This is a genomic window from Novosphingobium rhizovicinum, from assembly GCF_040813635.1.
Classification (GTDB): domain Bacteria; phylum Pseudomonadota; class Alphaproteobacteria; order Sphingomonadales; family Sphingomonadaceae; genus Novosphingobium; species Novosphingobium rhizovicinum.
In genome coordinates this window covers 70,031-96,357 of record NZ_JBFNXR010000054.1, presented here as the reverse complement: position 1 = coordinate 96,357, position 26,327 = coordinate 70,031, and the positions used below count along the sequence as shown (strand labels likewise).

Annotated in this window: 26 protein-coding genes, 1 tRNA gene and 1 pseudogene; 10 read left to right on the top strand and 18 right to left on the bottom strand. The window is 62.0% G+C overall.

Annotated features, from left to right (window positions below; translation table 11 throughout):
* The first annotated feature begins 302 nt into the window (after positions 1–302).
* The gene (gene hisI, locus ABUH87_RS17005) at positions 303–680 is read left to right on the top strand and encodes a phosphoribosyl-AMP cyclohydrolase (RefSeq protein WP_367775303.1); all 378 of its coding nucleotides are present in this window, start codon (positions 303–305) and stop codon (positions 678–680) included.
* 4 nt (positions 681–684) lie between these two features.
* Here hisI and ABUH87_RS17000 read toward each other — a convergent pair whose 3' ends face one another.
* From ABUH87_RS17000 to tyrS, 5 genes are all read right to left on the bottom strand, one after another.
* Complete coding sequence (locus ABUH87_RS17000) at positions 685–1,392, bottom strand: dienelactone hydrolase family protein (protein ID WP_367775302.1); 708 nt, start codon at positions 1,390–1,392, stop codon at positions 685–687.
* A complete protein-coding gene (gene cysK, locus ABUH87_RS16995; RefSeq protein WP_367775301.1) occupies positions 1,389–2,306 on the bottom strand; it encodes a cysteine synthase A in 918 nt (305 codons plus the stop codon). The genes ABUH87_RS17000 and cysK overlap by 4 nt, the downstream gene beginning before the upstream one ends.
* Positions 2,306–3,574, bottom strand: coding sequence for an MFS transporter (locus ABUH87_RS16990; protein WP_367775300.1), 1,269 nt, complete (start codon positions 3,572–3,574; stop codon positions 2,306–2,308). The genes cysK and ABUH87_RS16990 overlap by 1 nt, the downstream gene beginning before the upstream one ends.
* Positions 3,575–3,679: 105 nt before the next feature.
* On the bottom strand, positions 3,680–4,018 hold the full coding sequence (locus tag ABUH87_RS16985; protein ID WP_367775299.1) for a PilZ domain-containing protein: 339 nt from the start codon (positions 4,016–4,018) through the stop codon (positions 3,680–3,682).
* Positions 4,019–4,132: 114 nt separating this feature from the next.
* Positions 4,133–5,362, bottom strand: a complete 1,230-nt coding sequence (tyrS, locus tag ABUH87_RS16980) for a tyrosine--tRNA ligase (RefSeq protein ID WP_367775298.1) — start codon at positions 5,360–5,362, stop codon at positions 4,133–4,135.
* A gap of 45 nt (positions 5,363–5,407) precedes the next feature.
* Between tyrS and ABUH87_RS16975 the strand changes: the two genes are divergently transcribed.
* Both ABUH87_RS16975 and ABUH87_RS16970 read left to right on the top strand, forming a co-directional pair.
* Positions 5,408–5,947, top strand: a complete 540-nt coding sequence (locus tag ABUH87_RS16975) for a DOMON-like domain-containing protein (RefSeq protein WP_367775297.1) — start codon at positions 5,408–5,410, stop codon at positions 5,945–5,947.
* Complete coding sequence (locus tag ABUH87_RS16970; RefSeq protein ID WP_367775296.1) at positions 5,944–7,146, top strand: exo-beta-N-acetylmuramidase NamZ family protein; 1,203 nt, start codon at positions 5,944–5,946, stop codon at positions 7,144–7,146. The genes ABUH87_RS16975 and ABUH87_RS16970 overlap by 4 nt, the downstream gene beginning before the upstream one ends.
* On the opposite strand, the gene ABUH87_RS16965 is transcribed toward ABUH87_RS16970, so the two are convergent.
* The 4 genes from ABUH87_RS16965 to ABUH87_RS16950 are packed head-to-tail and all read right to left on the bottom strand — an operon-like array spanning position 7,137 to position 10,457.
* Positions 7,137–7,940, bottom strand: a complete 804-nt coding sequence (locus ABUH87_RS16965) for a lipid II flippase Amj family protein (RefSeq protein ID WP_367775295.1) — start codon at positions 7,938–7,940, stop codon at positions 7,137–7,139. The genes ABUH87_RS16970 and ABUH87_RS16965 overlap by 10 nt on opposite strands.
* A gap of 44 nt (positions 7,941–7,984) precedes the next feature.
* A complete protein-coding gene (locus tag ABUH87_RS16960) occupies positions 7,985–9,166 on the bottom strand; it encodes a vWA domain-containing protein (protein ID WP_367775294.1) in 1,182 nt (393 codons plus the stop codon).
* A gap of 4 nt (positions 9,167–9,170) precedes the next feature.
* Complete coding sequence (locus ABUH87_RS16955; protein WP_367775293.1) at positions 9,171–9,611, bottom strand: GFA family protein; 441 nt, start codon at positions 9,609–9,611, stop codon at positions 9,171–9,173.
* A complete protein-coding gene (locus tag ABUH87_RS16950) occupies positions 9,612–10,457 on the bottom strand; it encodes an AAA family ATPase (RefSeq protein WP_367775292.1) in 846 nt (281 codons plus the stop codon).
* A 106-nt stretch (positions 10,458–10,563) separates the two neighbouring features.
* On the opposite strand from ABUH87_RS16950, the gene ABUH87_RS16945 reads away from it, so the two are divergent.
* Both ABUH87_RS16945 and ABUH87_RS16940 read left to right on the top strand, forming a co-directional pair.
* Positions 10,564–11,277: an NYN domain-containing protein gene (locus ABUH87_RS16945; protein WP_367775291.1), complete on the top strand. Its 714-nt coding sequence runs from the start codon at positions 10,564–10,566 to the stop codon at positions 11,275–11,277.
* 176 nt (positions 11,278–11,453) lie between these two features.
* Positions 11,454–11,697: pseudogene (locus ABUH87_RS16940) on the top strand (IS630 family transposase); the annotation flags it as partial.
* Positions 11,698–11,747: 50 nt separating this feature from the next.
* Here the strand turns inward: ABUH87_RS16940 and ABUH87_RS16935 are convergent.
* The 3 genes from ABUH87_RS16935 to ABUH87_RS16925 form a co-directional block, all read right to left on the bottom strand.
* Positions 11,748–13,493, bottom strand: coding sequence for a DUF885 domain-containing protein (locus ABUH87_RS16935; protein ID WP_367775290.1), 1,746 nt, complete (start codon positions 13,491–13,493; stop codon positions 11,748–11,750).
* 71 nt (positions 13,494–13,564) lie between these two features.
* Positions 13,565–14,461: a hypothetical protein gene (locus ABUH87_RS16930; RefSeq protein WP_367775289.1), complete on the bottom strand. Its 897-nt coding sequence runs from the start codon at positions 14,459–14,461 to the stop codon at positions 13,565–13,567.
* A 13-nt stretch (positions 14,462–14,474) separates the two neighbouring features.
* Positions 14,475–15,800, bottom strand: coding sequence for a replication-associated recombination protein A (locus ABUH87_RS16925; protein WP_367775288.1), 1,326 nt, complete (start codon positions 15,798–15,800; stop codon positions 14,475–14,477).
* Between the two features lie 85 nt (positions 15,801–15,885).
* Between ABUH87_RS16925 and ABUH87_RS16920 the strand changes: the two genes are divergently transcribed.
* Positions 15,886–16,335: a hypothetical protein gene (locus ABUH87_RS16920; protein WP_367775287.1), complete on the top strand. Its 450-nt coding sequence runs from the start codon at positions 15,886–15,888 to the stop codon at positions 16,333–16,335.
* Here ABUH87_RS16920 and ABUH87_RS16915 read toward each other — a convergent pair.
* Together ABUH87_RS16915 and ABUH87_RS16910 are read right to left on the bottom strand one after the other, a co-directional pair.
* A complete protein-coding gene (locus tag ABUH87_RS16915) occupies positions 16,332–17,486 on the bottom strand; it encodes a glycosyltransferase family 4 protein (protein WP_367775286.1) in 1,155 nt (384 codons plus the stop codon). The genes ABUH87_RS16920 and ABUH87_RS16915 overlap by 4 nt on opposite strands.
* Positions 17,487–17,648: 162 nt before the next feature.
* On the bottom strand, positions 17,649–18,038 hold the full coding sequence (locus ABUH87_RS16910; RefSeq protein ID WP_367775285.1) for a hypothetical protein: 390 nt from the start codon (positions 18,036–18,038) through the stop codon (positions 17,649–17,651).
* A gap of 298 nt (positions 18,039–18,336) precedes the next feature.
* Here ABUH87_RS16910 and ABUH87_RS16905 point away from each other — a divergent pair, with 298 nt between their 5' ends.
* The gene (locus ABUH87_RS16905) at positions 18,337–18,906 is read left to right on the top strand and encodes a hemerythrin domain-containing protein (RefSeq protein ID WP_367775284.1); all 570 of its coding nucleotides are present in this window, start codon (positions 18,337–18,339) and stop codon (positions 18,904–18,906) included.
* A gap of 61 nt (positions 18,907–18,967) precedes the next feature.
* On the opposite strand, the gene typA is transcribed toward ABUH87_RS16905, so the two are convergent.
* Positions 18,968–20,800, bottom strand: a complete 1,833-nt coding sequence (gene typA / locus ABUH87_RS16900; protein WP_367775283.1) for a translational GTPase TypA — start codon at positions 20,798–20,800, stop codon at positions 18,968–18,970.
* A 177-nt stretch (positions 20,801–20,977) separates the two neighbouring features.
* On the opposite strand from typA, the gene ABUH87_RS16895 reads away from it, so the two are divergent.
* On the top strand, positions 20,978–21,439 hold the full coding sequence (locus ABUH87_RS16895; protein WP_367775282.1) for a DUF805 domain-containing protein: 462 nt from the start codon (positions 20,978–20,980) through the stop codon (positions 21,437–21,439).
* 20 nt (positions 21,440–21,459) lie between these two features.
* A complete protein-coding gene (locus ABUH87_RS16890) occupies positions 21,460–22,155 on the top strand; it encodes an arylesterase (protein ID WP_367775281.1) in 696 nt (231 codons plus the stop codon).
* 7 nt (positions 22,156–22,162) lie between these two features.
* Here the strand turns inward: ABUH87_RS16890 and recF are convergent, their stop codons facing one another.
* Together recF and ABUH87_RS16880 are read right to left on the bottom strand one after the other, a co-directional pair.
* A complete protein-coding gene (recF, locus tag ABUH87_RS16885) occupies positions 22,163–23,251 on the bottom strand; it encodes a DNA replication/repair protein RecF (RefSeq protein ID WP_367775280.1) in 1,089 nt (362 codons plus the stop codon).
* 35 nt (positions 23,252–23,286) lie between these two features.
* The gene (locus tag ABUH87_RS16880) at positions 23,287–24,075 is read right to left on the bottom strand and encodes a queuosine precursor transporter (RefSeq protein ID WP_367775583.1); all 789 of its coding nucleotides are present in this window, start codon (positions 24,073–24,075) and stop codon (positions 23,287–23,289) included.
* 117 nt (positions 24,076–24,192) lie between these two features.
* On the opposite strand from ABUH87_RS16880, the gene ABUH87_RS16875 reads away from it, so the two are divergent.
* Positions 24,193–24,269: transfer RNA gene (locus ABUH87_RS16875), tRNA-Arg, on the top strand.
* A gap of 206 nt (positions 24,270–24,475) precedes the next feature.
* On the opposite strand, the gene ABUH87_RS16870 is transcribed toward ABUH87_RS16875, so the two are convergent.
* Positions 24,476–26,266 (bottom strand): glycoside hydrolase family 15 protein, encoded by a 1,791-nt coding sequence (locus tag ABUH87_RS16870; RefSeq protein ID WP_367775279.1) that lies wholly within the window; start codon positions 26,264–26,266, stop codon positions 24,476–24,478.
* Positions 26,267–26,327: the final 61 nt, after the last annotated feature.

Below are 26,327 nucleotides of genomic sequence, written 5' to 3'. Positions count from 1 at the left end.
GGGCGTCCTCGTGACGAAACTCGATAGGCTCTGCAGAGCAGTTCGGCGACGCCCCTGATCGTCGCCTAGCCTGATCCCTCATGTTTAGCGGCCAACCTGCATTACTGCGGTATCGACCTTCCCTGAACCGTTGGCGCTTGATCATCAGCACCTGTTCGGTGTTTTGCAGCCCCCCAGCTGCGAGACATGTGTTCTCCTGAAATCGCCCTGTTGAAAAGGGGGTTTGCAGAAGTGCCGGGATTTTGATCTATGCGTGTGGTTATCGTGCAACATCGCACCAGCGAGACACAAGGTTACGCAAGATGAGTAATGCGGCCGCTCTTGAGCGGGAAACCGGAACGAATTTCATGCCCCGCTATGACGCGCAAGGTCTGGTTACTGGCATCGCCATAGACGCGCATAGCAAAGACGTGCTGATGGTGGCCTTCATGGATGCAGAGGCCGTCGCTCGCACCCGCGAGACGGGGTTGGCACATTTCCATTCAAGATCACGAGGGCGCCTGTGGCTGAAGGGCGAGACTTCCGGCCACTTCCTGAGAGTGCAGGACATTCTGGTGGACTGCGACCAGGATGCGCTGGTGATGCTGGTAAAGCCGGAAGGACCGGCATGTCACACCGGAGCCCGCAGCTGTTTCTATCGCAAGCTCGCAGGCGACGGTCTGGTGCCGGTTGAGGAGTGAAGGGTCAGCCCAGGATTTCGTCGAACAAGTTGGTCATAGCGGACCAGCTCTGACGGTCGGCACTGGCATCGTATGCGATTGCCGGAAGTCCGCGTGCATCGCTGCCCGGATCGGTGAAGCCATGCTTCACGCCGCTGTAGGCGTGGAAGTGCCAGTTTGCCGCTGCATCGCTCATCTCGTCCCAGAATGCGATGACCTGCTCGCGCGGCACGAGAGGGTCGTCGTTTCCATGACAGACAAGAAGGCGGCTGCGAACTGCCCCCTTCGTGGCCTCGCGGCCTGTCGCAAGAATGCCATGGAAGCTGACGGTCGCAAACAGGTCGTGTCCGTCGCGAGCAGCCTCCAGAGCGGCTTGCCCTCCCATGCAGTACCCGATTGCTCCCACTCGCAGGTCGGTCGCTTCGGGCAGGGCACGCAGGGCGCCGATAGCGGCCGCGATCCTTGACCGGTACCGGTCGACGTCAGAGCGCAGCCCCTCTGCGAGTGTAGACGCTTCGGCAGGATCGCCGACTGGCTCGCCATAGAAGTCGGCAATCATCGCAAGATAGCCGCGATCCGCCAGCATGAGAGCCCGGCGTTCCACGACAGGTGTCTTGTTCGCGATCGTGGGGAACACGACGATCGCAGCGCGAGCCTGGTTGTCCGGGCGCGCCAGCCATCCTGTCAGGCGTGCCTCGCCGTCCGCGTAGGAGAGGGGTTCAAGCTCGCTCATTCCGGCAGAAAATCCGGAACCGACAGGTACCGCTCGCCCGTGTCATAGTTAAACCCGAGCACCCGCGAGCCAGGTGGCAGCTCCGCTAGCTTGGATGCAATCGCGGCGAGCGTTGCGCCCGAGCTGATCCCTACCAGCAGGCCCTCCTCGCGCGCGCAACGCCGCGCCATCTCCTTTGCGTCCGCGGCATCGACTTGAATTGCCCCGTCGATCGCCTGCGTATGAAGGTTTGCCGGAATAAAGCCCGCGCCGATGCCTTGAATCGGATGGGGGCCGGGTTGCCCACCCGAAATCACCGGCGAGAGACCGGGTTCTACAGCGAAAGCCTTCATGTCCGGCCACTCTTGCTTGAGCCTTTCGGCGCAGCCGGTGAGATGCCCTCCGGTCCCGACCCCGGTAATCAGCACGTCGACGGGGGTATCTGCAAAGTCACTCAGGATCTCGCGAGCCGTAGTGTTCACATGGACGGCGATGTTCGCAGCATTATCGAACTGCTGGGGCATCCAGGCTCCGGGCGTCTGATCCACGAGTTCGCGGGCGCGTTCAATGGCGCCTTTCATGCCTTGCTCCTTGGGCGTCAGGTCGAAGGTCGCGCCATACGCGAGCATCAGCCGCCGCCGCTCGAGAGACATCGATTCCGGCATGACCAGAACGAGCTTGTAGCCCTTCACTGCCGCGACCACGGCGAGTCCGATACCCGTATTCCCGGACGTTGGCTCGATGATCGTGCCACCTGGCTTGAGACTGCCATCCGCTTCTGCTGCCTCCACCATGGAGAGCGCGATCCGGTCCTTGATCGAGCCGCCCGGATTGGCACGCTCGCACTTCACCCAGACCTCATGATCGGGAAACATACGTGCAAGCCGGACATGCGGCGTATTGCCGATGGTGGCGAGAATGTTGTCGGCCTTCATCAGACGGTCTCCCTCTGGCGGTATTGCGGTGCGAATGTACGGGCTCTGCGGATCTCGGGAAAGAGGCGCGCCCATGCTATGGTGACGACTATGGCAGCGGTACCTCCAAAGACAACCGCCCCGGTGGCGCCCAGCAACGCCGCAGCAAGTCCGGATTGCATCTCTCCAAGCTCATTCGAAGCCGATACGGCAAGGCCGGACGTGGCAGAGACCCTTCCACGCATTTCGTCGGGAGTGTTGAGCTGGATGAGCGAACTACGGATGAACACGGAAATCATGTCGGCGGCGCCCAGAATGACAAGAAACCCGAGCGTGAGCGGAAAGTTGCGCGAGATGCCGAAGGCCACTGTCGCGGCACCGTAAACCGCAACCGCAATGAGCATCTTCACTCCGACGTTGTGCTCCAGAGGGCGAAACGAGAGCAAAAGGGCCATCACGGCGGCACCGAGCGCGGGGGCTGCGCGCATCTGTCCAAGGCCTTCCGGGCCGACGTGCAGGATGTCTCTTGCGAACACCGGGAAGAGGGCCGTCGCTCCGCCAAGGATCACGGCGAACAGGTCCAGTGTGATACAGCCGAGCAGAAACCGGTCGTTCCACACGAAGCGAAAACCGCCGACGATCTGCGCCAACGGGTGAGCCTTGCGCGCGTGTTCCGGTGGAGGCGGGAGCGTGCGCAGGGACATGATGCTGCTGGCAGCGATCACCAGCAGGGCCATTGAGGTCCAATAGGGCAGGGCTCTTGACGAGGCAAAAAGGAACCCGAAGGCCGCCGGCCCGATCACACCGCCCGCCTGCCAGGCTATCGAGTTCAGTGCGATCGCCTTGGGAATCAGCGCCTGAGGAACGATGTTGGGAGCGATGGCGCTCATCGCCGGGCCTTGAAAAACTCTCACCGCGCCGTGGAGAGCTGCAAAGACGAATAGAAGCGGCAAGCTGCGTACTTGCATATAAGTGACGATGCCGAGGCCGAGGGCGATGCACAGGTCAACCGACATCGAAGACGCGGCCACATAGCGGCGATCGAACCGGTCAGCCACTACGCCCGCCAAAGGGGTCAACAACAGCAGAGGAACGAACTGCGCGAGCCCGAGGAGGCCTAGCTGGAACGCCGCTTGCGCAATGCTCATCCCGTATTCGCCGCGGGCCACGTCGTACAGCTGATAGCCGATGATTACGACCATGCCATTGGTCGCGATCACGCCTGCAAAGCGGGCCAGCCAGAATCGACGGTAGTCGGGGATTGCGAGGGGAGAAGAGGGGGCGCTCACGCAAGCGCCATGGCACCGGACTCACAACTTGCCAACAGCTTGGCGTCCGCTTGCCGTGTGCTTACCACAATGTCGGCTCTTGCCGGAGCTCCGCCCCGGCGTTGGTTAGCGCCGAGGGCGAAGGCGTGGGTTAGGTTGGAGCGCGTCCACGAGCTTGAGGAAATCGTCGAGACGGATAATCCGCTCGAATTGAAAGCCAGCGCGCCCTTCATGCGCCCATATCAGGTGCGCCTCGATCCGCCCGGTGACGGGCAGGCGCATAACCAAGCGATCCCCACGTCCCAAGCCTGACACTTCCTGGGCCATGAACCCTTGGGCAGAGACGTTCACGATGTGCAGATGAACATCGCCGAGTTGGCGATGCTCCGCAATTACCTTGTAATCCGCAGGGTGACGCGCTGCACGCCGTTTATCGGTTACGGTAAGCTGTGCACCCGCACTCATGACCCGTCCTGTGTTTCCTGATCCGAGCATCAACATGCACGAGACTGGCAAACAAACGGTAAACCCTTGCCGTTAAAAGCGATTCAGGATGATGATCGAGTGTGCCCGAAGGCGTCACGCTCCTTTCAGAATACCGTGTTTCTTCCGGCCGAGGCTCAGCTTCCTGGACGCGCCGGATGCCACGGTCACCAGGAGATTGGCGTCAGAGACGGCCTCGTCGTCGAGCTTCACCGCCCCCTCGGCAATCTTCCGCTTGGCTTCCCCGTTAGATCCGGTGAACCCGATTTCGGTACAAGCCGCCACGAGGCGCATACCCTCAGGCGGGATCACGAGTGTGGGAAGATCATCGCCCATGCCGCCACCTGCGAACGTCGCGCGAGCCGTCGATTCCGCTGTGCGGGCTGCCTCGTCCCCACGGCAGAGGCGGGTCGCTTCGTTCGCGAGCACGACTTTGGCATCGTTAATCTCGCTGCCCTGCAGCTTCTCAAGTCGGTCGATCTCGTCGAGCGGGAGATCCGTAAACAATCTCAGGCGTTTGCCTACATCGCGATCATCGGTGTTGCGCCAGAACTGCCAGTAATCGAAATTGGGAAGCTGATCCTCGTTCAGCCAGACAGCCCCGCCGACCGTCTTGCCCATCTTGGTGCCATCGGCATTGGTTAGCAGCGGGGTCGTCAGGCCGAAAACGTGTGTTCCGTCGACCCGGCGAGCAAGTTCGATGCCGTTGACGATATTGCCCCATTGATCCGATCCGCCCATCTGGAGGCGGCACCCTGCGCGGCGGGACAGCTCCAGGAAATCGTAGGCCTGGAGGATCATGTAGTTGAATTCGAGGAAGCTGAGCGATTGTTCGCGGTCGAGACGCAGCTTGACCGAATCGAAGCTGAGCATCCTGTTGATCGAGAAGTGCTGGCCGATGTCGCGCAGGAACGGAATGTACTCGAGCTTGTCGAGCCAATCGGCATTGTCGACCATAATAGCGTCGCTCGGGCCATCGCCAAACGTGAGAAAACGCTCGAAGACCCGACGGATGGACGCGACGTTCTGCGCGATCAGATCCTCTGTCAGCAGCTTGCGCGCTTCGTCCTTGAAGCTGGGGTCGCCGATCTTTCCGGTGCCACCACCCATGACCACGATCGGCTTGTGTCCCGCGCGCTGCAGTTGCCGCAGCATCATGATCGATACAAGATGTCCGACGTGGAGCGATGGCGCGGTGGGATCAAAGCCGATATAGCCAGGCACCACCTGCTTCTCCGCAAGCGCGTCGAGCCCTTCGGCATCGGTGAGTTGGTGAATGTAGCCTCGCTCGTCGAGCAGGCGTAGCAGGGTAGAATTGTACGTCATGGTGCCTTCCTCGGGGAAGCGCGCGCGTAGCATGGAGATGCGCGGTTGCAAACGCACTCGCTGATAGCTCACCCGGGGTTTGCCCCTGCAGCGGTGAAGAAGGTGACGGCACGGGTTACGCCCGACGGTGAATGGCTGCGCCTTCGCTGGCGGATCGAGGGAGCGCAGAAGCTGATCGTGCCCCCCTTCGCAGGGAAAGGCCGCGCTGACGGTCTGTGGCAGGCCACCTGTTTCGAAATCTTCATCCAGCCGCCGGGTGAAGCCGGATACGTGGAGCTTAACCTCTCGCCGTCAGAGCGTTGGAACGCGTACGACTTTGTGGCCTATCGACAGGGCATGAGCGAACGATCATTCCCTCGCGAGCCTTCCTGCGCAATGCGCAAGGGAGAGGCGCTTGCGATCTTCGATGCGGCTGTGCCGGCTTCCGCCCTGCCATCCGCGCCTTGGCGCTATGGCATGGCGGCTGTGATCGAAGAGGAGGGCGGCACAAAGTCGTTCTGGGCCCTCGCACACAACGCAGACAAGCCCGACTTCCATGATCCAGCTTGCTTCGCGGCAGAGCTTGCGGCACCGGATCGGGCATGAAGTTTGGCATAGACCGCCTCCTCGCCGATCCCGCCCTGCGCGAGCCTCTGGAGGGCCGCAGGGTTGCTCTTGTTGCCCATCCAGCGTCCGTTACTGAATCTCTGGTTCATTCGCTGGATGCGCTGGCGGGCGCCGGCGTGAACCTGACGTCCGCGTTCGGACCCCAGCACGGCCTGAAGGGTGACAAGCAAGACAACATGGTCGAAACGGCGGACGAACTCGACCCTGCGCTCGGCATACCGGTATTCAGCCTCTACGGTCAGGTGCGTCGGCCTACGTCTGAGATGATGGCCACCGCTGACGTCTTCCTGTTCGATCTGCAGGATCTGGGCTGCCGCATCTATACCTTCGTCACGACCCTGCTGTACCTGCTGCAGGCGGCGTCGGGCACTGGCAAGGCGGTGTGGGTGCTGGATCGCCCAAATCCCGCCGGGCGGCCGATAGAGGGCACGTTGCTGATTCCTGGTCAGGAGAGCTTCGTAGGGGCGGGGCCGATGCCGATGCGACATGGGCTGACACTGGGTGAAATGGGGCTGTGGTTTATCCGCCAATTCAATTTGGACGTGGACTATCGCGTAGTGACGATGGAAGGTTGGCAACCATCCGGCAGCCCCGGCTTTGGCTGGCCCGACGATCGGGTCTGGATCAACCCCAGCCCGAATGCAGCGAATCTCAACATGGCGCGTGCATACGCTGGCACTGTCATGCTGGAGGGAACGACTCTTTCTGAAGGACGTGGCACCACGCGTCCTCTCGAAGTTCTGTTCGGAGCTCCCGATCTTCCGGCGGGTGCGGTGCACGCCCAAATGCAGCGCCTTGCGCCCGAGTGGCTTGCCGGTTGCGCCATCCGGGAATGTTGGTTCGAGCCGACCTTCCACAAGCACCAGGGAACCTTGTGCAATGCCCTGATGATCCACGCGGAGGGGCAGTTCTATCGTCACGAGGCGTTTCGCCCCTGGCGGCTGCAGGCGCTCGCCTTCAAGGCAATCAGGCAGTTGCGGCCGGACTATCCGATCTGGCGCGATTTCCCCTACGAGTACGAGTTCGATCGGCTGGCGATCGACGTCATCAACGGCGGCCCAGCTCTTCGCGAGTGGGTCGACGATCCTGCCGCCGAACCCGGTGACTTCGACGCTTTGGCGACGCGCGACGAGGCGGCATGGCGTGAAGAAATCGCGCCGATCCTGCTCTATACGTAGTTTGCCACCCAGGCGATTGCCTGGGCCGAAGGAACGAAAAGGGCCTGGGCCAACAGAGTGCCAACGAGCCGGCTGATCGAGATCCACACGATTGTTCGCCGGAAACGTGCTTCGCTGATCCGTCCTTCCACCACGTCATCAGTCATGACCGAGAGCTGGGGGTCAATCAGGGCGAATAACAGGATCGTTGCGAAGCCGTTCACCACTGCGGAGAGCTGCGATGCCGTTACGCGGTATTCGGGGTTGAGGAACCCCGCGTAAAGTGAGGCGAGCACACCCACGACGATCAACGCCTGAGCGAGGCAGTTTGCGAGCAGGACCCCAAACCCCACACCCCGATCTTGCGCGAAACTGTGCAGGTGCTTCAACGATGGCGTCGTTAATGAGCGACGGATCGTACGCAGCCCTGCCGGAGAGGCTAGGCGCAGGATGAGCCTGCCGGTCGAGCGGTGCACCTGAAAGTGGCCGATGGCCGTCGCGAACAGCCGCTGTGCTGTTGGTACCAGAAGGATGCCCAGGAAGACCGCGACCGATGCAGCAGCCAGCACGAGGCGGAAGTCGCCAAGCAGTGCGTCGCCTCCTTCAGTCGCAAGGCGGGTCTCAATACGCTTGGCCAGGAAGGGTCCGAGAAAGCTGTTAGAGGTGCGCGAGACGAGCACCAGAATGTTGAAAAGCGCGAAGCTCATCGCAATACGGCGTGTCCGTACTCCAGCTATTCGTGCCGAGTAGGCCAGGGTGCCGATGAGATTGATCGCCGCCGTAAGCAGGCAGATGATCAGCAACTGACGATCCATGCGGGTTCCTGCGCGCCCAAAAGGGTGGAGACGGAAAGTGCTGTTCAGGCCTTCTTGCGCGTAAGTTCGCGCATGGCACCCTCAAGGCCGTCAAGGGTCAACGGGTACATGGCATCGTGCATCAGCTCGCGGATCATGCGAGTGGACGTCGAATACTCCCACTGACGCTCGGGCGTGGGATTGAGCCACACAGTGGCCGGATAAGTCTGCATCACGCGCTGCAGCCATACCGCTCCAGCCTCGTCGTTCATGTGCTCGACCGAGCCGCCCGGGTGGCTGATTTCGTACGGGCTCATGGCTGCGTCGCCCACGAAGATGACCTTGTAGTCGTGGCCGTACTTATGGAGAATGTCCCAGGTCTTCGTCCGCTGCGACCACCGCCGCCGGTTGTCCTTCCAGACGCCCTCATAAAGGCAGTTATGGAAGTAGAAGAACTCCAGGTTCTTGAATTCGGCCGTGGCGGCGCTGAACAGCTCCTCCACCAGTTTGATGAACGGGTCCATCGAACCGCCCACGTCGAGAAACAGGAGGACCTTCACGGCGTTATGCCGCTCCGGCCGCATCACGACGTCCAGCCAGCCCTGCTTCGCCGTTCCCTCGATCGTGGCGTCGAGGTCCAGCTCATCCGCCGCGCCTTCGCGCGCAAAGCGGCGCAGACGGCGTAGAGCCACCTTAATGTTGCGCGTGCCCAGTTCTTTCGAGTTGTCGAGGTTAGCAAACTCGCGCTTTTCCCAGACCTTGATCGCACGCCCGTGCTTGCCTTCGCCTCCGACGCGAATGCCCTCTGGATTGTAACCCGAGTGGCCGAAAGGAGACGTGCCGTTGGTGCCCACCCACTTGTTGCCGCCTTGATGGCGCTTCTGCTGCTCTTCCAGGCGCTTCTTGAGGGTCTCCATGATCTCATCCCAGGAGCCGAGCGACTTGATCTGCTCCATCTCCTCGGGCGAGAAATAGCGCTCCGCCAGCTTCTTGAGCCAGTCCTCGGGGATCTCGACTGGCTGCTGGCCGTAGTCGGTCAGCACGCCTTTGAAGACCTTCTGAAACACTTGATCGAAGCGGTCGAGCAGGCCTTCGTCCTTCACGAAGGTGGCGCGGGAGAGATAGTAGAACGCCTCTGGCGTCTGCTCGATCACGTTCTTGTCCAAGGCTTCAAGCAGCGTGAGATGCTCCTTGAAGGACGCCTTGATCCCGGCTGCGCGCAGCTCGTCGACAAAGTTGAAGAACATGAGATCAGTTCTCCGTGCGATCTGGGCGCTGAGGCGGTGCAGGCTGGCGCAAGAAGGTCTCTATCTCAGGGTTGATCGCAGCCCAGGCAGGCGCCTCTTCCAGCCAGATCGCGCTCTGTGGCCCCAGTTCATGCGGTCCTTCGAGGAAGCCAAGCCGCACGACATTTGCTCTCTGCCGAGCCGAGTTGCGGCCGAGGATGTGTGTGCCGCAATTTGGACAGAAGCCCTGCTCCACAGTGTTGCCACTGTCCGCGGTATAGCTCGCCCAGGCAATCTCACCCGCTATCGTCATGGCTTCGGTCATGAAGAGCGCGTTGTTCGTGGCACTGCCGGCGGCGATTTTCTGGCATTGGCGGCACCAGCACTGACGCACCCACAAAGGCTCCGCGTCGATTACCGCGGTGACGGCACCGCAGTTGCAGCGCCCGGTGTAGGAGGCAGGCACTTAGCCGCCCCGCCGCGCCATGAAGGCCAGCCGCTCGAACATCATCACGTCCTGCTCGTTCTTCAGCAGTGCTCCGTGCAGGGGCGGGATGGCCTTGCTGGAATCCTGATTTTGCAGAACCTCGAGCGGCATGTCCTCGTTCATCAGCAGCTTGAGCCAGTCCAGCAGTTCGCTGGTGGACGGCTTCTTCTTGAGGCCGGGCACGTCACGCAACTCGTAGAAGACCTCCATCGCTTTCGCCACGAGGCTCTTCTGAATGCCGGGGAAGTGCACGTCGATGATCGACTGCATCGTCTCGCGATCCGGGAACTTGATATAGTGGAAGAAGCAGCGGCGCAGGAAAGCGTCCGGCAGGTCCTTCTCGTTGTTGGAAGTGATGACGACGATCGGCCGCTCGACCGCAGCCACGCGCTCGCCGGTCTCGTAGACGTCGAAGGCCATGCGATCGAGCTCGGCAAGGAGATCGTTCGGGAACTCGATGTCGGCCTTGTCAATCTCGTCGATCAGCAGGACGGGCAGTCTGGGGGAGGTGAATGCTTCCCACAGCTTGCCCTTGCGGATGTAGTTGCGGATATCGTGAACGCGCTCGTCGCCAAGCTGCCCATCGCGCAGCCGGGCTACAGCGTCGTACTCATAAAGCCCCTGATGCGCCTTCGTCGTCGATTTGACGTTCCAGGTGATCAGCGGCGCATCGAGGGATTTCGCAATCTCCTCTGCAAGCACGGTCTTGCCGGTGCCCGGCTCACCCTTCACAAGCAGCGGGCGGCGCAGCAGTACGGCGGCGTTGACCGCAACCTTGAGGTCATCGGTGGCGACGTAGTTGCTGGTGCCTTCGAAACGCTGCATCGGGCCGGTCCTGTCAGTTGTATCTTGCCCCGGACCGTATGTTGTGCGGCGCAGCGAAGCAAGCGCGGCCATGGACAACTGCCCGGCAAGATAGCAGATATGGCCGATGGCCAACTCAGACCCATCTCGCAATATCGCCCTGCTGATCGACGCGGACAATGCATCACCGGGCAACATCGATGCCGCGCTCACGATCCTGGGTGACCTGGGTACCGTCAATGTTCGCCGCATCTATGGCAACTGGAGCAAGCCGGGCTTGCGGGGCTGGTCGAAGCTCATGCATCGCTATGCGCTTGAGCCGCAGCAGCAGTTTGACCTGACCAAGGGCAAGAACGCCACGGACATGAAGATGACGATCGATGCCATGGATCTGCTCTATGGAGGGCGGATCGAAGGCTTCGGCATCATGTCGAGCGATAGCGACTTCATGCCGCTTGCAATGCGTATTCGCCAGAACGGCACACCGGTCTACGGCTTTGGCACCGGCCGGACACCGGAGGCATTCCGCGAAGCCTGCACCCGGTTCATCGACGTCGATGCAATGGTCGAGGAGGAGGAGAAGGAAGAGCAGGGGGGGCAAGCGCCAAAGGCGGCGATCGACGACGAGCTGATCAAGCTGCTTGGTGACGCATGGAAGGCCAGCAAGCGGGACGATCAGGGCTTTGCAAGCCTTTCGGAAGTCGGGCAGCGCGTTGCCAACCGTTCAAGCTTCGATGCGCGTAGCTACGGGTTCTCTCGACTTGCGGAACTGGTGAAGTCGCTGCCGAACTTCGCCACGGAAAAGCGTGAGAGCGGATTGTTCGTGAGGCGCGTCCGATAGTTCGGAGCCAAGCTGCGGCCACGCCGGCCTGAGGCATCAAGCCGCGTTCCGATGCTTCAGGCCAAGCGTCTAAGCCGCGTGCTTAGAGCATGATCTGGTTTAAGTGACTAGATAGGGGATCCACGAGCCGCTGGTTTTCTGACTCGACCTGCCGGCTGGGTAGGAGGCCAGCAGGGATGAGCCGAGCCTGTTCGATAGATCTTCAGAAGCCTGTGGTTGCAGCGATGGCGCCGGGTTCGTCGGCGTAAGCTGCAGCAGTTTGGTGTAGGCGTTGCGAGCGCAGTTCGTTGGTCGCAGCGGCAGCGCCGGACCGGCGGCGTGGCGCTGGGCAAGCTCGGCGGGCACCGCAAGCCGGTTCTGCTGCCCGAACGCGAATGGTTGCTGGTGCGTGTATGCGCGTCATCCCGCGTAGCATGTCGGGTATGATCCGGAGCGAGCTTGCCCCGGATCATACATTTTCGTTCCGCAGATCAGAACACTGCGCGCGGTTGCGGCTCGTTCATCATGACCTGCCGGATGAGCGGAATCGGCGCGCCGCCATAGCCGAGGAAGGTGTCGTGGAAGGCTTTCCATCCCGCCTTTCCACCGCGTGTGGCGGTCCAATCTTCACGCAGCTTCAGGATCATCAGCTTGCCGAGGGTGTAGTTCAGATAGGCCGGATCGTACGTTCCGCGTGCCGCCTGCTGCTCAGCCGTGCCTTCGACCTGATAGCACTCGTCCTGGAACATCTTCTGCGACTGGGCTTGCGTCATGCCTCTCGCGTGAAGTCCGATAGCGGAGAGGAAACGGCAGTTGCGCAGCAGCGCGTTGGAGATCTGCCCGACGTGAACGCCGGGATCGCCTCTACCGTAACCGGCCTCCCACATCATCTCTTCCGTGTAGTGCGCCCAACCTTCCGCGTAGGCGTAGCCCACGAATATCCTTGAGATCAGCGAGGGAGCCCGGTTCGAGTGAAGGAACTGCAGGAAATGGCCAGGCATGACTTCGTGTATGCTGGTGAACAGCAGATCGTTCTCGCCAGGGATGTAGTCGCGCTGCTTTTCGGCCGACCAAGCCGGGTCCGGCGGAGAGATATAGTAGATCGAGGGAATACCCTTCTCGAACGGTCCCGGAGGATCGATGTAGGCGCTGTTCTGCCTGTTGTAGGGTGGGCTCTCGCGCACGAGCGCCTGTTCGGTGCCGGGAATGGTAACGAGGTCTTTCTCACGCACGAAGGCGGTCAGCTTGGGGATCTGCCGGGTTGCCGCAGCGACCGGTCCCTCAGCTGGTTTGTCGGCATTCAACTTGTCGAAGCACTGCGGGATGGTCTTACCGGGAGCATACTGGGCACATGCGACTTTCAGCGCCGCTTGATTTCGCTTCAGGTCTGCCCGGCCGATCGCCTCAAGCTCGTCGATGCTGATATCGACGCCCTCTGTCTCCTTCAGCATCCGTGCAAACAGGTCGGGGCCAAGAGCATAGTCCTGGGTGGCAGCGGCCCTTTGGCCCTCAAGCCATGACGCCAACCCGGCCATCGCTGTTGCTGCCTTCTCGGAGGCGGCTTTGAACTCGGCCTGGAGGGCCGGGTCTTGCACATCCGCGAAGGCGGCGCGCGCATCACCGCGGTAGTAGTCGGCAAAACCTCCAAAGCCGGCCACGCCGAGCTTAATGAAGCTGGCGGGAAGCGGCGTGCGCAAGTTCGCCCGGATGTTGCTGGCAGCGTCGGGAATCGCGTTGAAGAACGAGATCATCGCCCGCATGCGTGTGGGTTTGTCGGCATACTCGCGCGAGACATAGACGTTCGGATCGAGTCCGCCATCGATGTAAAAGCCTGGGTTGCGATGCGGACGATCGGCATCGACGATCCAGAACAAGTCGCGGCGGGCGGCTGCAACAAGGTGATCCCGCGCAAGCGCCTCCTGAGGCGTAAGGTTCGTGTATGCGCGTGCTTCATCCACTACCGAGCGCAAGAAGGCCACGCGTCGGGCAAGGCCGGCTTCGCTCCAGTCGGGCAGCCGGCCGTCGTATTGATGAGCGCCTTGGTAGACGGCCATCGCGGGATCGAGCGTAAACCACTCATCGAGCGTCGCCTGAGCGAATTCGGACCAGGCTGGCTGAGCGCTCGCGGCAGAGGTTTGCTCGGGCGAGGTTTGCTCGGTTGCGGGCATGTTGACCGTCGAGCACGCCCCCAGCGCACAGACGGCGATCCCGGTCAGCAGCAGTTTTCTTGTTATCATGGCAGCCCCTTCATTGAACGCACGAGGGGGTGCCCGCCTGGCGGACACCCCCTCCAAGGCCGGAGTGTGATCTAAGGTGCCCCGAAGGTCCAGCCCTCCGTTCGCGCGACATCATGCGTAAGCTCGCCGGGTCGCCACAGCGCTTCATCGTTGGCGTGCATGCGCAGCCAAGCCGCAGAGAGCAGAGCGTCGGCGCTATGATCGTCTACGATGCCTGATAGGCCCGATGGCGGTGATCCGAGCTTGTGAAGCGCGACATCGAGGGAAGCGCCATCGCGGATTTTCGAGCGGCCGACGCTCCGGCTGGCGGCCAGTGCAGCGATGGCCGTGTAGATCTCGACGATGACAGATCCGCTTGCTGGCGGGTAGAGCCCATCGACCGGCCAGACGAACAGCCGTCCCTCCAATCGATGGAGCATTCGCATGCCGGTAAGGCTGGACTTTCCCACTTGCGCCGCGCCCACAAGGTTGAAGTTGCTGTAAGGCTTGCACCCTGCGCGCTCCTGAGCGTTCTCGGTGATCCGAAACCGGCCGCGGCGATGCGGGGTGCCCAACAGGTGAAAGCGGCTGCCTTCTCTCCCCCCATGCCGGCGGAAGTAAGCGCTGGCGATAGGGTGATCGACGAAGCTGCGGGCGCCGAGGTGCGGGTCGCTCTCACATATTTCGTCGACGAGCCTCCAGAGCGCACGAGCGTCGCAGGGGCTGTCCGCCCAGCCGGGGAAAAACGCCCCTGCATCCTGGTACGGCAGCGATATGCCGAGATCGAGCCCGACCAGTGTGTCGGGAGGCAGATCGGTGAGCAGGTAATCCAGAACGGCGTCGCGCGACCAGCGGCGGTGGCTCTGAGGGTGGAGGAGGCGTGGTGAGCCCTCTGCCGTGCAGAGGCTCAGGGCAATGCCCGGCTGGCGCTCGCCCGCGGCGCCCGACCAATCAATCGCAAGGAAATGCCGGAAGCGGTTCGTCCGCATGCTGCCGGTTCGCTCATTCACCTTTCGCGCGCCGCTCGCGCCGCTTCTTCTCCCACCATTCCATCCGCTCTATCACTTGGCGTTCGAAGCCGCGTGGCACGGGTCTGTAATAGGATTGGGGCACCATTCCCTCTGGCCAGTAGTCCGCTCCCGAGAAGCCGTCAGGAGCATCATGGTCATACGCGTAGTTCTCACCATAGCCGATGTCCTTCATTAGCTTTGTGGGCGCGTTCAGGATGTTTGCGGGCGGCATCAGCGATCCGGTCTCTCGCGCCGACTTCAACGCTGCCTTGTAGGCGACGTAAGTTGCGTTCGATTTGGGAGCGGTGGCGCAGTAGATGCACGCCTGGACGATTGCCAGTTCCCCCTCTGGAGAACCCAGGAACTCGTAGGCGTCCTTGGCGGCAAGGCATTGGGTCAGAGCTTGCGGGTCGGCAAGGCCGATGTCCTCGCTGGCAAAGCGGGTCAGGCGCCGCAGCACGTAAAGCGGCTCTTCGCCAGCCGTCAGCATCCGCGACATGTAATAGAGCGCTGCCTGCGGGTCGGACCCGCGCAAGGACTTGTGAAGCGCTGAGATCAGGTTGTAGTGGCCCTCGCGGTCCTTGTCATAGACCGGGACGCGGCGCTGCAGGAAGCTGCCGAGCGATGCAGGGTCCAGAGGCGCATCAAGGTGCGCCGCATAGAGCGTCTCCACCTGATTCAGCAGGAAGCGCCCATCGCCGTCCGCCGATGCGACCAGCGCCTCCCGCGCCTGGGGGACGAGGGGCAGGGGACCTTCCAGCGTCTCGGCCCGCTCGATCAGGCACGACAACGCGTGCACATCCAGCCGATGCAGGATCAAGACCTGCGCCCGACTTAGCAGAGCTGCGTTGAGTGCGAAGCTGGGGTTTTCGGTGGTGGCGCCCACCAGCGTGACGGTGCCGCGTTCCACAAACGGCAGGAATCCGTCTTGCTGAGCCCGGTTGAAGCGGTGGATCTCGTCCACGAAGAGCAGGGTTCTTTGCCCGGCCCGGCCTGCGGTTTCCGCTTCCGCAAACGCCTTCTTCAGGTCAGCGACGCCCGAAAAGACGGCGCTGACCGCCGCAAAACGCATTCCCACCGCATCGGCGAGCAAACGGGCGATGCTTGTCTTGCCCGTGCCCGGCGGTCCCCAGAGGATCATGGAAGATAACCGCCCCGCTGCCACCATCCGCCCGATCGCGCCTTCTGGACCGGTCAGGTGTTCCTGGCCCACGATGTCGGCGAGCGACTGGGGCCGCAGTCTGTCGGCAAGCGGCGCATCCGCGCGCGGCGATGAAGGTGGCTGGGGAGGGTGTTCTTCCGCGAATAAGTCGGCCATCGGCTGCATCTAGCAATTGCCGCGTGTGATTGCATCGTCTGGAGGCGGGGCGTAAACTGCTGCGTCATCGGCAGGGAGTGGCGAGATGGAAACAACCGCTGACCGTTCAGCGATCCGAAAGGCACCTGCTCACCTGTGGGTCGTTGGCACGCTGGCGACGTTGTGGAACGGCTTTGCCTGCCTCGACTATGTGCTGACGAACCTGCGTCATCCCGCCTACATTGCGCAGCTTCCGCCCGAGATGATCGATTATATCGACGCGTTCCCGGCTTGGACGATCATTGCCTGGGGAGCGGGTGTCGCTCTTGCTCTGCTCGGATCGCTGTTGCTGCTTGGGCGTTCCCTGTGGGCCGCCTACTGCTTTGCTTTCTCGCTACTCACGCTAGCGGCCACCCAGTTCTACAACTTCGCCACGGGTTGGCCCGAAAGCATGAACACCCCAACGAACTGGATCATGAATGTCGTGATCTGGATCGTGGCAGTAGCTCTCCTGCTTTATGCGATCCGCATGCGCACGCGGAAGATCCTGCGCTAGGAACGAGCAGCGCGCTGCCGGATCAGTCTGAGGTAGGTGTCAGCGACAGCCTGGTTGATCTTGTCCCAGCTGAAATCATGAGCGCGCGCTTCACCTGCGGCGCCGTGGCTGGCCCTTAGTTCCGGATCGGCGATGTAGCCACGGAGAGCTTCGGCGAACTGATGCACTGCTCCGGGACGGATCAGCCGACCGGAAACGTGATCCTCCACCAGGCTCTCACTTCCCGTCGCAGCCGCTGCCACGACCGGAAGGCCGCAGGCCATCGCCTCTAGCGTGACGTTACCGAAAGTCTCGGTGACGGAGGGGTTGAACAGGATATCCATGCTGGCCACCGCCCGGCCAAGATCCGCTCCTTGCTGAAAGCCCACGAACTTTGCACCGGGCAAACGGCCCTCGAACCACTCGCGTGCCGGCCCTTCGCCGATGACCAGGACTTTGTGCCCGACACTGCGCCGCCGCAGCTCGTCGATGGAATCGGAGAAAACGTCGAGTCCCTTCTCCATGACAAGGCGGCCGAGGAAGCCGATGACCGGCTCATGGTCGGCAATCCCGTGCGCGCGGCGCCATTCCAGTGAGCGAGCGCCGCGATGGAACACATCTCGGTCCACACCCCGGGACCAGATCGACACATCATAGTTCATGCGCTGTTCGCGCAGCACCTGTGCCATACTCTCGGAGGGGGCGACCAGAGCGTCGCAGCGCCGATAGAACCGGCGAAGCATGGCTTCCATTGCGGGTTCGGCCCAGGCCATGTTGTAGTACCGCAGGTACGTCTCGAAACGCGTGTGAACGGAGGCCAGCACCGGTAGTTTTCGGCGCCGTGCCCACGTGACCGCCTGATGTGCTACCGGGTCCGGTGATGAGACATGCACGACGTTGGGAGCGAAGCGGGTCAGGTGCTTACGCGCTTTTCCGGAGAGGGAGAGCGGCATCCGGTACTCACCGCGTGTGGGGATCGGCAATGCCCGGACCCCGATGACTTCGCCAGTGGGCTGAAAGGCCGGCTTGTCGATGACAGGAGAGTAGACGCGCACCTCGGCTCCCTGGCCAAGCAAATAGCCGACAAGCCGGTTGAGAGCCTGATTAGCCCCGTCACGGACGTAGTTGTAGTTGCCCGAAAAGAGAGCAATGCGCAGGTCGGCAATTTCCATGGTGGGCGCGCCATAGCCGGGCTGAACCAGCTTGGCGAGAGGCACGAGTGACTAGGCCAAGAGTACGATTTGGGCGAGTATGATTTGGGCGCCTGGTCTGTTCAACCAAGCGCCCGATCCGCCGGTATGAGCGGGCAAGGGGAACCGCCCTCCGGCAGATTTTTAGTAACCGCGACGTCCGTAGTAATAGTTGTCATAGTAGCCGCCATTATAATAGCGGTCATGCCTACGTCGGTCATCACGGCGCCACTGGGAATGAGACCGGTAGCGAGGCGAACGATTATAGTATCGCCGATCACGATAGTATCGACCATCGTCAACATATCGCCGATCGTAATAGCGTCTGTCCTGGTATCGCCGGTCTCGATTGCTCGAGGCGACGATTGCGCCAACGGCTAGTCCAACAATGCCGGCTCCGATCGCTACCGCAGCGGTATTGTCGCGATCACGGTAACGCTCGCGATAGGAGTCACGCGCGGCCGCGGGGCTGGTGGAAACGAGCGCAGTCGCAGCCAAAGTAAACGCGGCCAGGCTCTTCTTTATCATTTTCATGTCCATTCTCCTCTGGTCACGGGCGGAGAAGACTCGACTGCCTTCGCAGGACGTCCGATGTGATCCTTATGCGTTATCCAGACTGAACCAGGGCGGGACGCTCCTTGCAGGCACCATTCAGCTTGGGGGCGCTCTACTTTGTAGTGATGCCAAGCACCGATCTCTGTTCTTGGCGGCGCTGATTTCTTAACACGACGAGCGTCGGAACGTTCCTGGTATGGGTTCGACCGGATGGGGTCACGGAACGCGTAGTGCTTGCGGGGCGCTTACAGTGCAGACCGAGTTCAGGAGTAAACGCATGTCCTTCATCGACAAGATCGCCGCATCCCTCGCACCGATCGCTTCAAAAGAGGATCGCGCCGAGGCGCGCCGCAAGGCTGAGCAAATTGCGCAGAGCAACGACTGGCTCGACAACATCATCGACCATCATCGCAAGATTGAAGCCGCATTCGATCGTGCGCTTCGCGCATCAAGCGGGCCAGAGAAGCTGCAGGCCCTGCGCGAGTTGAAGGTCGTTTTCGCAGGGCACTCCAATGCGGAAGAGTCCGTCATTTATCCCGCAGTGGTCGAACATAGCAGTAAGTCGCATGCCACCATGGCCTACGAGGAGCAGGCAGCAGCCAAAATCAACTTTGCGATACTGGAGAACATCGACCCGATGAGCGACGAGTGGCGGCAAAAGCTGGAGCATATCCAGAGCGCCGTGCAGCAGCACGTCTATCAGGAAGAGAGCAGCTGGTTCCCTGAAGTCGCGCAGAATGCTCCGCGTGACAAACAGGCGGCGCTAACAACGCGGTATATGGAAGAGTTTGACCGCTATTGCGGGGCGCGGAGCAGCCAGCCCACGCAGATGTCATCTATCGCCTGAGGAATGCAGGCTGAGGATACGGGCGCTTGCTTAGGTGGGCGCCCGTATCCCTATTCTATGCTCAGGCTGCGTCCTTCTTGCGGCTGGCTTTCTTGCGCTCGTTCGGGTCGAGGATCGCCTTGCGCAGGCGGATCGACTGCGGCGTCACTTCGACCATCTCGTCATCGTCGATGTAGGCGATCGCCTGCTCCAGCGTCATCACGCGCGGCGGCGTGAGGCGGATCGCGTCGTCCTTGCCGGTCGAACGGAAGTTCGTCAGCTGCTTGGACTTCATCGGGTTGACTTCGAGATCGTCAGGCTTGGCGTTCTCGCCGATGATCATGCCCTCGTAGATCTTCTCCTGGGGCTTGATGAACAGCACGCCGCGGTCCTCAAGGCTGTTGAGCGCGTAGCCCACCGCCTCGCCGGTGCAATTCGAGATCAGAACGCCGTTCAGGCGACCTTCGATCGCACCCTTGTGAGCATCGTACTTCTCGAACAGGCGGTTCATGATGCCGGTGCCACGCGTGTCCGAGAGGAACTCGCCGTGGTAGCCGATCAGGCCGCGCGAAGGAGCCGAGAAGGTGATGCGGGTCTTGCCCGCGCCGGAAGGGCGCATGTCCGTCAGTTCCGCCTTGCGGCGCTGCATCTTCTCCACGACCGTGCCCGAGTATTCGTCGTCCACGTCGATCACGACAGTCTCGTAAGGCTCGGTGCGCTGGCCGTTCTCGTCTGTGCGGAACAGCACGCGAGGGCGGCTGATGCCCAGTTCGAAGCCCTCACGGCGCATCGTCTCGATAACCACGCCGAGCTGAAGCTCGCCGCGGCCGGCAACTTCGAAGCTGTCCTTGTCTGCGCTTTCGGTGACGCGGATCGCAACGTTCGTCTCCGCTTCGCGGAACAAACGGTCACGAATCATGCGGCTGGTCACCTTGTCGCCCTCACGTCCAGCGAGCGGGCTGTCGTTGACCGCGAAGCGCATGGCGAGCGTCGGTGGATCGATCGGCTGCGCCTGAATGGGCGTGGTGACCTGTAGGTCGGCGATGGTGTTGGCGACGGTAGCCTTCTCCAGCCCCGCCAGCGCGATGATATCGCCTGCACGCGCTTCCTCGACCGCCACGCGCTCAAGGCCGCGGAAGGCAAGCACCTTGGACGCGCGACCGGTCTCGATCACCTTACCATCCGAGTCGATGGCGCGGATCGGATCATTGACCTTGAGCTTGCCCGACTGGACGCGACCCGTGAGCACGCGGCCCATGAAGTTATCACGGTCAAGCAGGGTAGCGAGGAACGAGAAGGGGGCGTCCACGTCCAGGTTCGGCGCGGGCACATGCTCCACGATCTTCTCGAACAGCGGGGTGAGGGTGCCCTCGCGCGCGTCCGGATCGTAGCTGGCGTAGCCGTTGCGGCCCGAAGCATAGAGCGTCGGGAAGTCCAGCTGCTCGTCGTTGGCGTCGAGGCTGACGAACAGGTCGAACACCTCATCCAGCACTTCAGCGTGGCGGCCATCGGGGCGGTCGATCTTGTTCACCACGACGATGGGCTTGAGGCCAAGGCCCAGAGCCTTGCCGGTGACGAACTTGGTCTGCGGCATCGCGCCTTCAGAACTGTCGACCAGCAGGATCACGCCGTCCACCATCGAGAGGATGCGCTCCACCTCGGCGCCGAAGTCGGCGTGTCCGGGCGTGTCGACGATGTTGATGCGGTAGCCGTTCCACTCGATCGAGGTGGGCTTCGCGAGAATGGTGATCCCGCGCTCCTTCTCGAGATCGTTTGAATCCATGGCGCGCTCTTCCACGCGCTGGTTGTCACGGAAGGTGCCGGACTGGCGGAAAAGCTGGTCGACGAGCGTGGTTTTGCCGTGGTCGACGTGCGCGATGATCGCAATATTGCGCAGCGGAAGCGGGGCGGACATGGTGAGGCCTGTAAGTTCGAGGGGGCGGGGGCGACACTACGCTGCACCGCACAATTCGCGCGCCCTTACTCGATCTGGCGTTTTTGGGCAAGCGGTGCGGAGCGCTCCATTTCATTTCCAATGGAACCGGAGGCATCTTAGAGTCGCTAGAAACACAGCTATCTGGGAGAGCTTGCCGTGCTCGAATACATGCTGATGCCGTTTCGGCGCTACGCCGAATTCACCGGTCGTTCCCGTCGGATGGAGTTCTGGGCCTTCGCCCTGCTCAACGTAATCGTCTACGCGATCATCACCGCGATCATCTTGGCCACCACGGGTTCGGTTGCTGCGTTCGGTGATGTGGAAAGCGCTGGATATAGCGCCATGATGTCACTCTTTTTCGGAGGCGCGGGGCTTCTATACGTGATCTGGTGGCTTGCTACCATAATTCCCGGCCTGGCTGTGACGGTGCGTCGCCTGCATGATCGCGACATGAGCGGGTGGTGGTATCTGGGCTTCATCATCGCCTCGTTCGTTCCGCTAGTCGGGCTAGTCGCCAGCATCGCCTTTTTCGTGATCATGTTGCTGCCCGGAACTCCTGGGCCGAACCGCTACGGTCCCGATCCGAAGGATCCCGCTAGCGTGCAGGTCTTCGCCTGAGCGTTCCGGGATCATCCGTCATGCTGCGCGCTGCCTTGTCGCTTGCCGCCGCGGCAGGTTTGGCTGCATGCGGTCAGGAGACGGCCCCTGCCGCAAGGGATGAAAGGAGCGCTCTCGACCAGCCTCCGCCCATCCCGGTTATGGGGCCACGACGGATAATCCTTGCGTATGGGGACTCGGTACTGGCCGGCAGCGGCTCAGCGCCTGGCGACAGCTACCCGGGCATGCTTGAAGCTGCCTTGCGCGCCAGAGGCGTCGACGCACGAGTCGTCGACTCCGGCCTTGCGGGTGAGACGAGCGGGCAGGCGCTAGGTCGTTTGCCAGAGACCTTGGATGGACAGCCGGTGGAGCCTGAGGTGATCGTTGTCAGCATCGGGTCGAACGATATGCTGCGCGGTGTTCCGCCGGCGCAAACACGTGCCAATCTCGCGCGGATACTCAGCATGTTGCGTGATCGCGGGATTCGGGTTGTCCTCCTCGGCGTAATGGCGGCTCCAAATCTCAGCGCCGATTTCGCGCGGCAATTCAATCCGATCTACCCGACACTTGCGAGACAGTATGATGCCGTCCTGGTGCCATTCTTTCTGCAGCCCGGCGCTGCCGCTGCGGATGCCGACAACCTTCAGGGCGACAGCCTGCAGCCCATCGCTCACGGCGCGGAGGAGTTGGTGGTCGCGACGATCGATGACGTCATTGAGGCGTTGCCCGAACGCTAAGCGAGCGTCAGACCCTTCGGACCGTTCCTCCATGGACGTGCCAGACCGCCGCCTCGTTCAGGATTGCGGAGAAGGGGGCGGCCTCAGTGCCCGTTAGCCAAAGTTGCGCAGATCCTCTCCGGAGCCGGTCGAATAGCGCCTCCCGCCGCACCGGATCCAGGTGCGCGGCGACTTCGTCCAGCAAGAGCAAGCGTGGCCGTCGCTCACCGTTCCGCTCAAGGATCTGCGAGTGTGCGAGAACAATGGCGATCAGCATCGCCTTCTGCTCTCCCGTCGAGCATTCCGCTGCCGGCTGGTTCTTCGCCGCCATGACCACTTGAAGTTCGTCCCGGTGGGGCCCCGTGAGCGTTCGCTGGGCAGAGCGGTCGCGCACCCTGCTTTCGCGCAGAGCGACCCCGAGTGCGTCTTTGCTGAGGGGGCCGCCGGGCAGATAACTCAGCGCCGGCTTCGCAAAGGGGGTGTCGGGCAGATGTGCCATCATCTCCTGGAGAGCGCCGACGGTGTCACTGCGTGCCTGCGCTACGGCTGCGCCCGCTTCAGCGATCTGGGCTTCGATGGCATCCAACCAGTGTGGATCCGGCGGGCGATCGTCTGAAAGAAGGTTGTTGCGTTCTCGCACGGCCGCTTCCAGGCGGGAGGCCTGCCCAGCATGGCCTGGATGCAGCGCGAGTACCATCCGGTCGAGAAAGCGGCGCCGGCCGCCCGCACTCTCTGAAAACAACCTGTCCATGGCGGGGGTCAGCCAGCCGATCGATAGCCATTCAGCAAGCCGTACGGCGGGTGCGTCGGCGCTATTGATCTGAACCACTCGTCTTCTGGGGCGATCCGGAGAGACCCCCGTGCCGATCCGAACCGGATCCGGACCGGTCTTCAACAAAGCACTCACGGCAAAGCCGCCGGTGCCCTGCTGTGCGGGAAGGTCTGTCAGAGTAGCTCGCCGCAGTCCGCGTCCCGGAGCGAACAGAGAGATCGCTTCAAGGACATTGGTTTTCCCGGCGCCGTTCTCGCCGATCAGCAGATTGAACGGTGCTGTGTCCTCGACAAGCGTGTCGCGGTGGTTGCGAAAGTCGGCAAGCTGGATGCGGTCGAGCGCCATTGTGCGCGGGGACTAGCCCCGCTTGAGGTGCGCGGTCAAACCGCCTTTGCTTTCGCGAAGGGCGAGAAGTCGGTGTCGTCATCGTAGACGTCAACTCCCTCTCTGCTCTTCAGCCAGCCCACGACTGCGTAAGTCACCGGGGTCAGGAAGACCTCCCAAGCAACTTTCATCGCCCAGTTGGTGATCATGACCAGGAAGACGGACTCAGTGGTCCAAGTTCCCAGGAAGGCAATCGGGTAGAAGACTGCGCTATCCACTGCCTGTCCGAACACTGTTGATCCGATCGTACGGGTCCAGAGCAGCTTGCCGCCAGTCCAGAGCTTCATCTTTGCCATGACAAAGGCGTTGACGAATTCGCCGGCCCAGAACGCCAGCAAGGACGCCAGCACGATTCGCCATGTGCTGCCGAACACAGAGACGTAAGTGGACTGGCATACGGCGCCGCTGTCCGATGCGGCGACCACCCCTTGGTAGAGCGGGTCTGCGCTCGCCGCGCACCCCCATTCTGGCGACGCCGGCATCGCGACGACGACGAAGCTCATGAAAGCCATGAAGATGAGCGCGAAAAATCCCGCCCAAACGCAGCGGCGTGCATTCGCGTAGCCGTAAACCTCGGTCAGCACGTCGCCCAGAACATAGCTGACGGGAAAGAACAGGATGCCTGCCCCGAATGTGAGCCCCCCCAGGGACGAGAGCTTTGCCGCGCCGATCAGGTTGGACAGCAGCAACATCGTGACGAAGGCTGCCATCACATAGTCGAAATAGCGGAAGTGGCGGCGTGCGCCCGTGGCTCCGCCAATGCGGGAAAGCTGCTCTTCGCTCATGGCCAAGGCGTAACCTGCAGCCATGCACAAGCCTAGAGACTTTTTCGCTCGTGAGAGGGTGCGAGACAATGGAGACATTTGCCTCACGCGGGAACCGCGCTAAGGGGGACTCAAGGTGCGCCCGTAGCTCAGCTGGATAGAGCACGAGCCTTCTAAGCTTGGGGCCACAGGTTCGAATCCTGTCGGGCGCGCCATCAGATCGGCCTCTTGGCGACACGTCTGGCAACGAACGTTTCGTATAGGAACGGCAGTCAGAGGGACTCTCGTCCTCATTAATCGCTTGCCGCGCCTGTTGCTGCGGAGAAAGCGACGAGCATGCGTTGACCGCGATCGGATGGCCGGAACCGAGCACTTTTGCTCGGGCATCAAGGTAGTTCGAGCCTTGAGGTATAGCGGCCTCTCAGGTGCCCCGCTCTTGCGCCGGACCACCACCGCCTCGCAGGTTAAGCGCGGTGCTCACAAGCGAGAGGTGCGATAGCGCCTGGGGGAAATTTCCGAGAAGTACCTTGTCGCCGTATTCCTCTGAAAGCAAACCCACATCGTTGGACAGGGCGCAGACCCGCTCGAACAGCGCACGCGCAGCGTCGGTGCGCCCTTGGAGCACGTACACGTCAGCGAGCCAATAGCTGGCAGCCAGGAAGGTGCCTTCATCGCCGCCCACGCCATCGTCGGTCTCCTCGGTGCTGTAACGGCGCACGAGCCCGTCGCGCATCAACTCGCGCTCTATGGCGGCTACCGTTCCCACCACTCGCGGATCATCTGCCGGCAGGAAGCCGACGAGCGGGAGCCGCAGCGTCGCAGCATCCAGGCTTGTCTCTCCAAACGCGGAGACGAAGCTTTCCCGCTGGGGATCGTAGCCGCGATCCAGCACCAGCGACTTCACCTTCTCGGCCAACTCGCGGTAGTGGCGCGACAACTTCGGATCGCATTCGGCAAACCACTTCGATGCTCGGTCGAAGCCAGTCCAGCACATCGCCTTGGAATAAACGAAGTGCTTTGCAGGCCCGCGGCTTTCCCAGATGCCGGCGTCAGCATGCTCCCATTCCTGCTCCAGCTTTGCGGCGAGAAGACGAACCAGCGCATCGCTGTCATGCTCGCGCTCAAGCCCGTGGCGCGCACCCGCGAGCAGAGTGTCCAGAACCTCGCCATAGACGTCGAGCTGACATTGCGTAGCAGCGGCGTTGCCAAATCTCACCGGTGTCCCGCCATTGAACCCTGCGAGCCAGTCTGCATGCCACTCGTGAATACGACGGTTACCGCCCACCGTGTACAAAGGTTTCACGTCGATCGGCTCGCCAGCGATTGCACGGCGCAGCCAGCCCAGCCAGGCGCGGGCTTCTGTCCGCATTCCGGCTTGGAGCAAGGCGAGCAGGGTGAACGTCGAATCCCTCAGCCAGCAGAAGCGATAATCCCAGTTGCGCGCGCCGTTCGGACATTCCGGAAGTGACGTCGTGGGCGCCGCAACGATGCCGCCAGTGGGAGCGTGGATCAGCGCCTTGAGCGTGATGAGCGAGCGGATGACCTCTTGACGATACGCGCCATCGTAGTCGGTGCGGGTCACCCAGTCGTTCCAGAACTCCTCTGTCTTGAGCAGTGCCTCCTCGGCATCGAAGCGGTCGGGTACCGGCTCATGTGCCGGAAACCAGGTCATGATGAAGCAGCGCCGGTCACCTTCGGACACTGTGAAGCGGGACGAGAACCATCTGTCCTCAAATGTCACGGGCTCATCAAAATGCAGCACGAGGCCGTCAGGTCCCGCCATCGCGAGCACCTGATGATCGGAACAGGTGCGCACCAACGGGTGAAGCTGACCAAAGTCGAAGCGCACGGCAAGGTCTGAGCGCATTTCGATCGAGCCGCGGCGACCCTCCACGATTCGCACGATGTCGGGTGCACGGCCTCGGGTCGGCATGAAGTCTATCACCGCCACGCACCCGGCGTCTGTTTCGAACACCGTCTCAAGGATCAGCGTATCACCGCGATAGCGGCGGCTACTGCGCCTCACCTGCTCGGACGGCCGCATCTTCCAGCAGCCGTTCTCCTCGTCTCCGAGGAGCGCTGCGAAGCATGCCTCGGAATCGAAGCGCGGCATGCAGAGCCAGTCGATTGAACCTGAGCGATCGACAAGCGCAGCCGTTTCGCCGTCGCCGATCAGGGCGTAGTCCTCGATCAACTTCCTGCCGCTGCTCATGCGCCACCCCGCTGCGGTTTGAGGACAGTGTGAACACGCCCGCGCATAGCGAGCGGCAAGG

Excerpts from the sequence above, each read along its gene's own strand:
- hisI (WP_367775303.1), top strand. The coding sequence starts at position 303 with ATGAGTAATGCGGCCGCTCTTGAGCGGGAAACCGGAACGAATTTCATG.
- ABUH87_RS17000 (WP_367775302.1), bottom strand. The coding sequence starts at position 1,392 with ATGAGCGAGCTTGAACCCCTCTCCTACGCGGACGGCGAGGCACGCCTG.
- cysK (WP_367775301.1), bottom strand. The coding sequence starts at position 2,306 with ATGAAGGCCGACAACATTCTCGCCACCATCGGCAATACGCCGCATGTC.
- ABUH87_RS16985 (WP_367775299.1), bottom strand. The coding sequence starts at position 4,018 with ATGAGTGCGGGTGCACAGCTTACCGTAACCGATAAACGGCGTGCAGCG.
- tyrS (WP_367775298.1), bottom strand. The coding sequence starts at position 5,362 with ATGACGTACAATTCTACCCTGCTACGCCTGCTCGACGAGCGAGGCTAC.
- ABUH87_RS16970 (WP_367775296.1), top strand. The coding sequence starts at position 5,944 with ATGAAGTTTGGCATAGACCGCCTCCTCGCCGATCCCGCCCTGCGCGAG.
- ABUH87_RS16965 (WP_367775295.1), bottom strand. The coding sequence starts at position 7,940 with ATGGATCGTCAGTTGCTGATCATCTGCCTGCTTACGGCGGCGATCAAT.
- ABUH87_RS16960 (WP_367775294.1), bottom strand. The coding sequence starts at position 9,166 with ATGTTCTTCAACTTTGTCGACGAGCTGCGCGCAGCCGGGATCAAGGCG.
- ABUH87_RS16950 (WP_367775292.1), bottom strand. The coding sequence starts at position 10,457 with ATGCAGCGTTTCGAAGGCACCAGCAACTACGTCGCCACCGATGACCTC.
- ABUH87_RS16945 (WP_367775291.1), top strand. The coding sequence starts at position 10,564 with ATGGCCAACTCAGACCCATCTCGCAATATCGCCCTGCTGATCGACGCG.
- ABUH87_RS16935 (WP_367775290.1), bottom strand. The coding sequence starts at position 13,493 with ATGATAACAAGAAAACTGCTGCTGACCGGGATCGCCGTCTGTGCGCTG.
- ABUH87_RS16930 (WP_367775289.1), bottom strand. The coding sequence starts at position 14,461 with ATGCGGACGAACCGCTTCCGGCATTTCCTTGCGATTGATTGGTCGGGC.
- ABUH87_RS16925 (WP_367775288.1), bottom strand. The coding sequence starts at position 15,800 with ATGGCCGACTTATTCGCGGAAGAACACCCTCCCCAGCCACCTTCATCG.
- ABUH87_RS16920 (WP_367775287.1), top strand. The coding sequence starts at position 15,886 with ATGGAAACAACCGCTGACCGTTCAGCGATCCGAAAGGCACCTGCTCAC.
- ABUH87_RS16915 (WP_367775286.1), bottom strand. The coding sequence starts at position 17,486 with ATGGAAATTGCCGACCTGCGCATTGCTCTCTTTTCGGGCAACTACAAC.
- ABUH87_RS16910 (WP_367775285.1), bottom strand. The coding sequence starts at position 18,038 with ATGAAAATGATAAAGAAGAGCCTGGCCGCGTTTACTTTGGCTGCGACT.
- ABUH87_RS16905 (WP_367775284.1), top strand. The coding sequence starts at position 18,337 with ATGTCCTTCATCGACAAGATCGCCGCATCCCTCGCACCGATCGCTTCA.
- typA (WP_367775283.1), bottom strand. The coding sequence starts at position 20,800 with ATGTCCGCCCCGCTTCCGCTGCGCAATATTGCGATCATCGCGCACGTC.
- ABUH87_RS16890 (WP_367775281.1), top strand. The coding sequence starts at position 21,460 with ATGCTGCGCGCTGCCTTGTCGCTTGCCGCCGCGGCAGGTTTGGCTGCA.
- recF (WP_367775280.1), bottom strand. The coding sequence starts at position 23,251 with ATGGCGCTCGACCGCATCCAGCTTGCCGACTTTCGCAACCACCGCGAC.
- ABUH87_RS16880 (WP_367775583.1), bottom strand. The coding sequence starts at position 24,075 with ATGAGCGAAGAGCAGCTTTCCCGCATTGGCGGAGCCACGGGCGCACGC.
- ABUH87_RS16870 (WP_367775279.1), bottom strand. The coding sequence starts at position 26,266 with ATGAGCAGCGGCAGGAAGTTGATCGAGGACTACGCCCTGATCGGCGAC.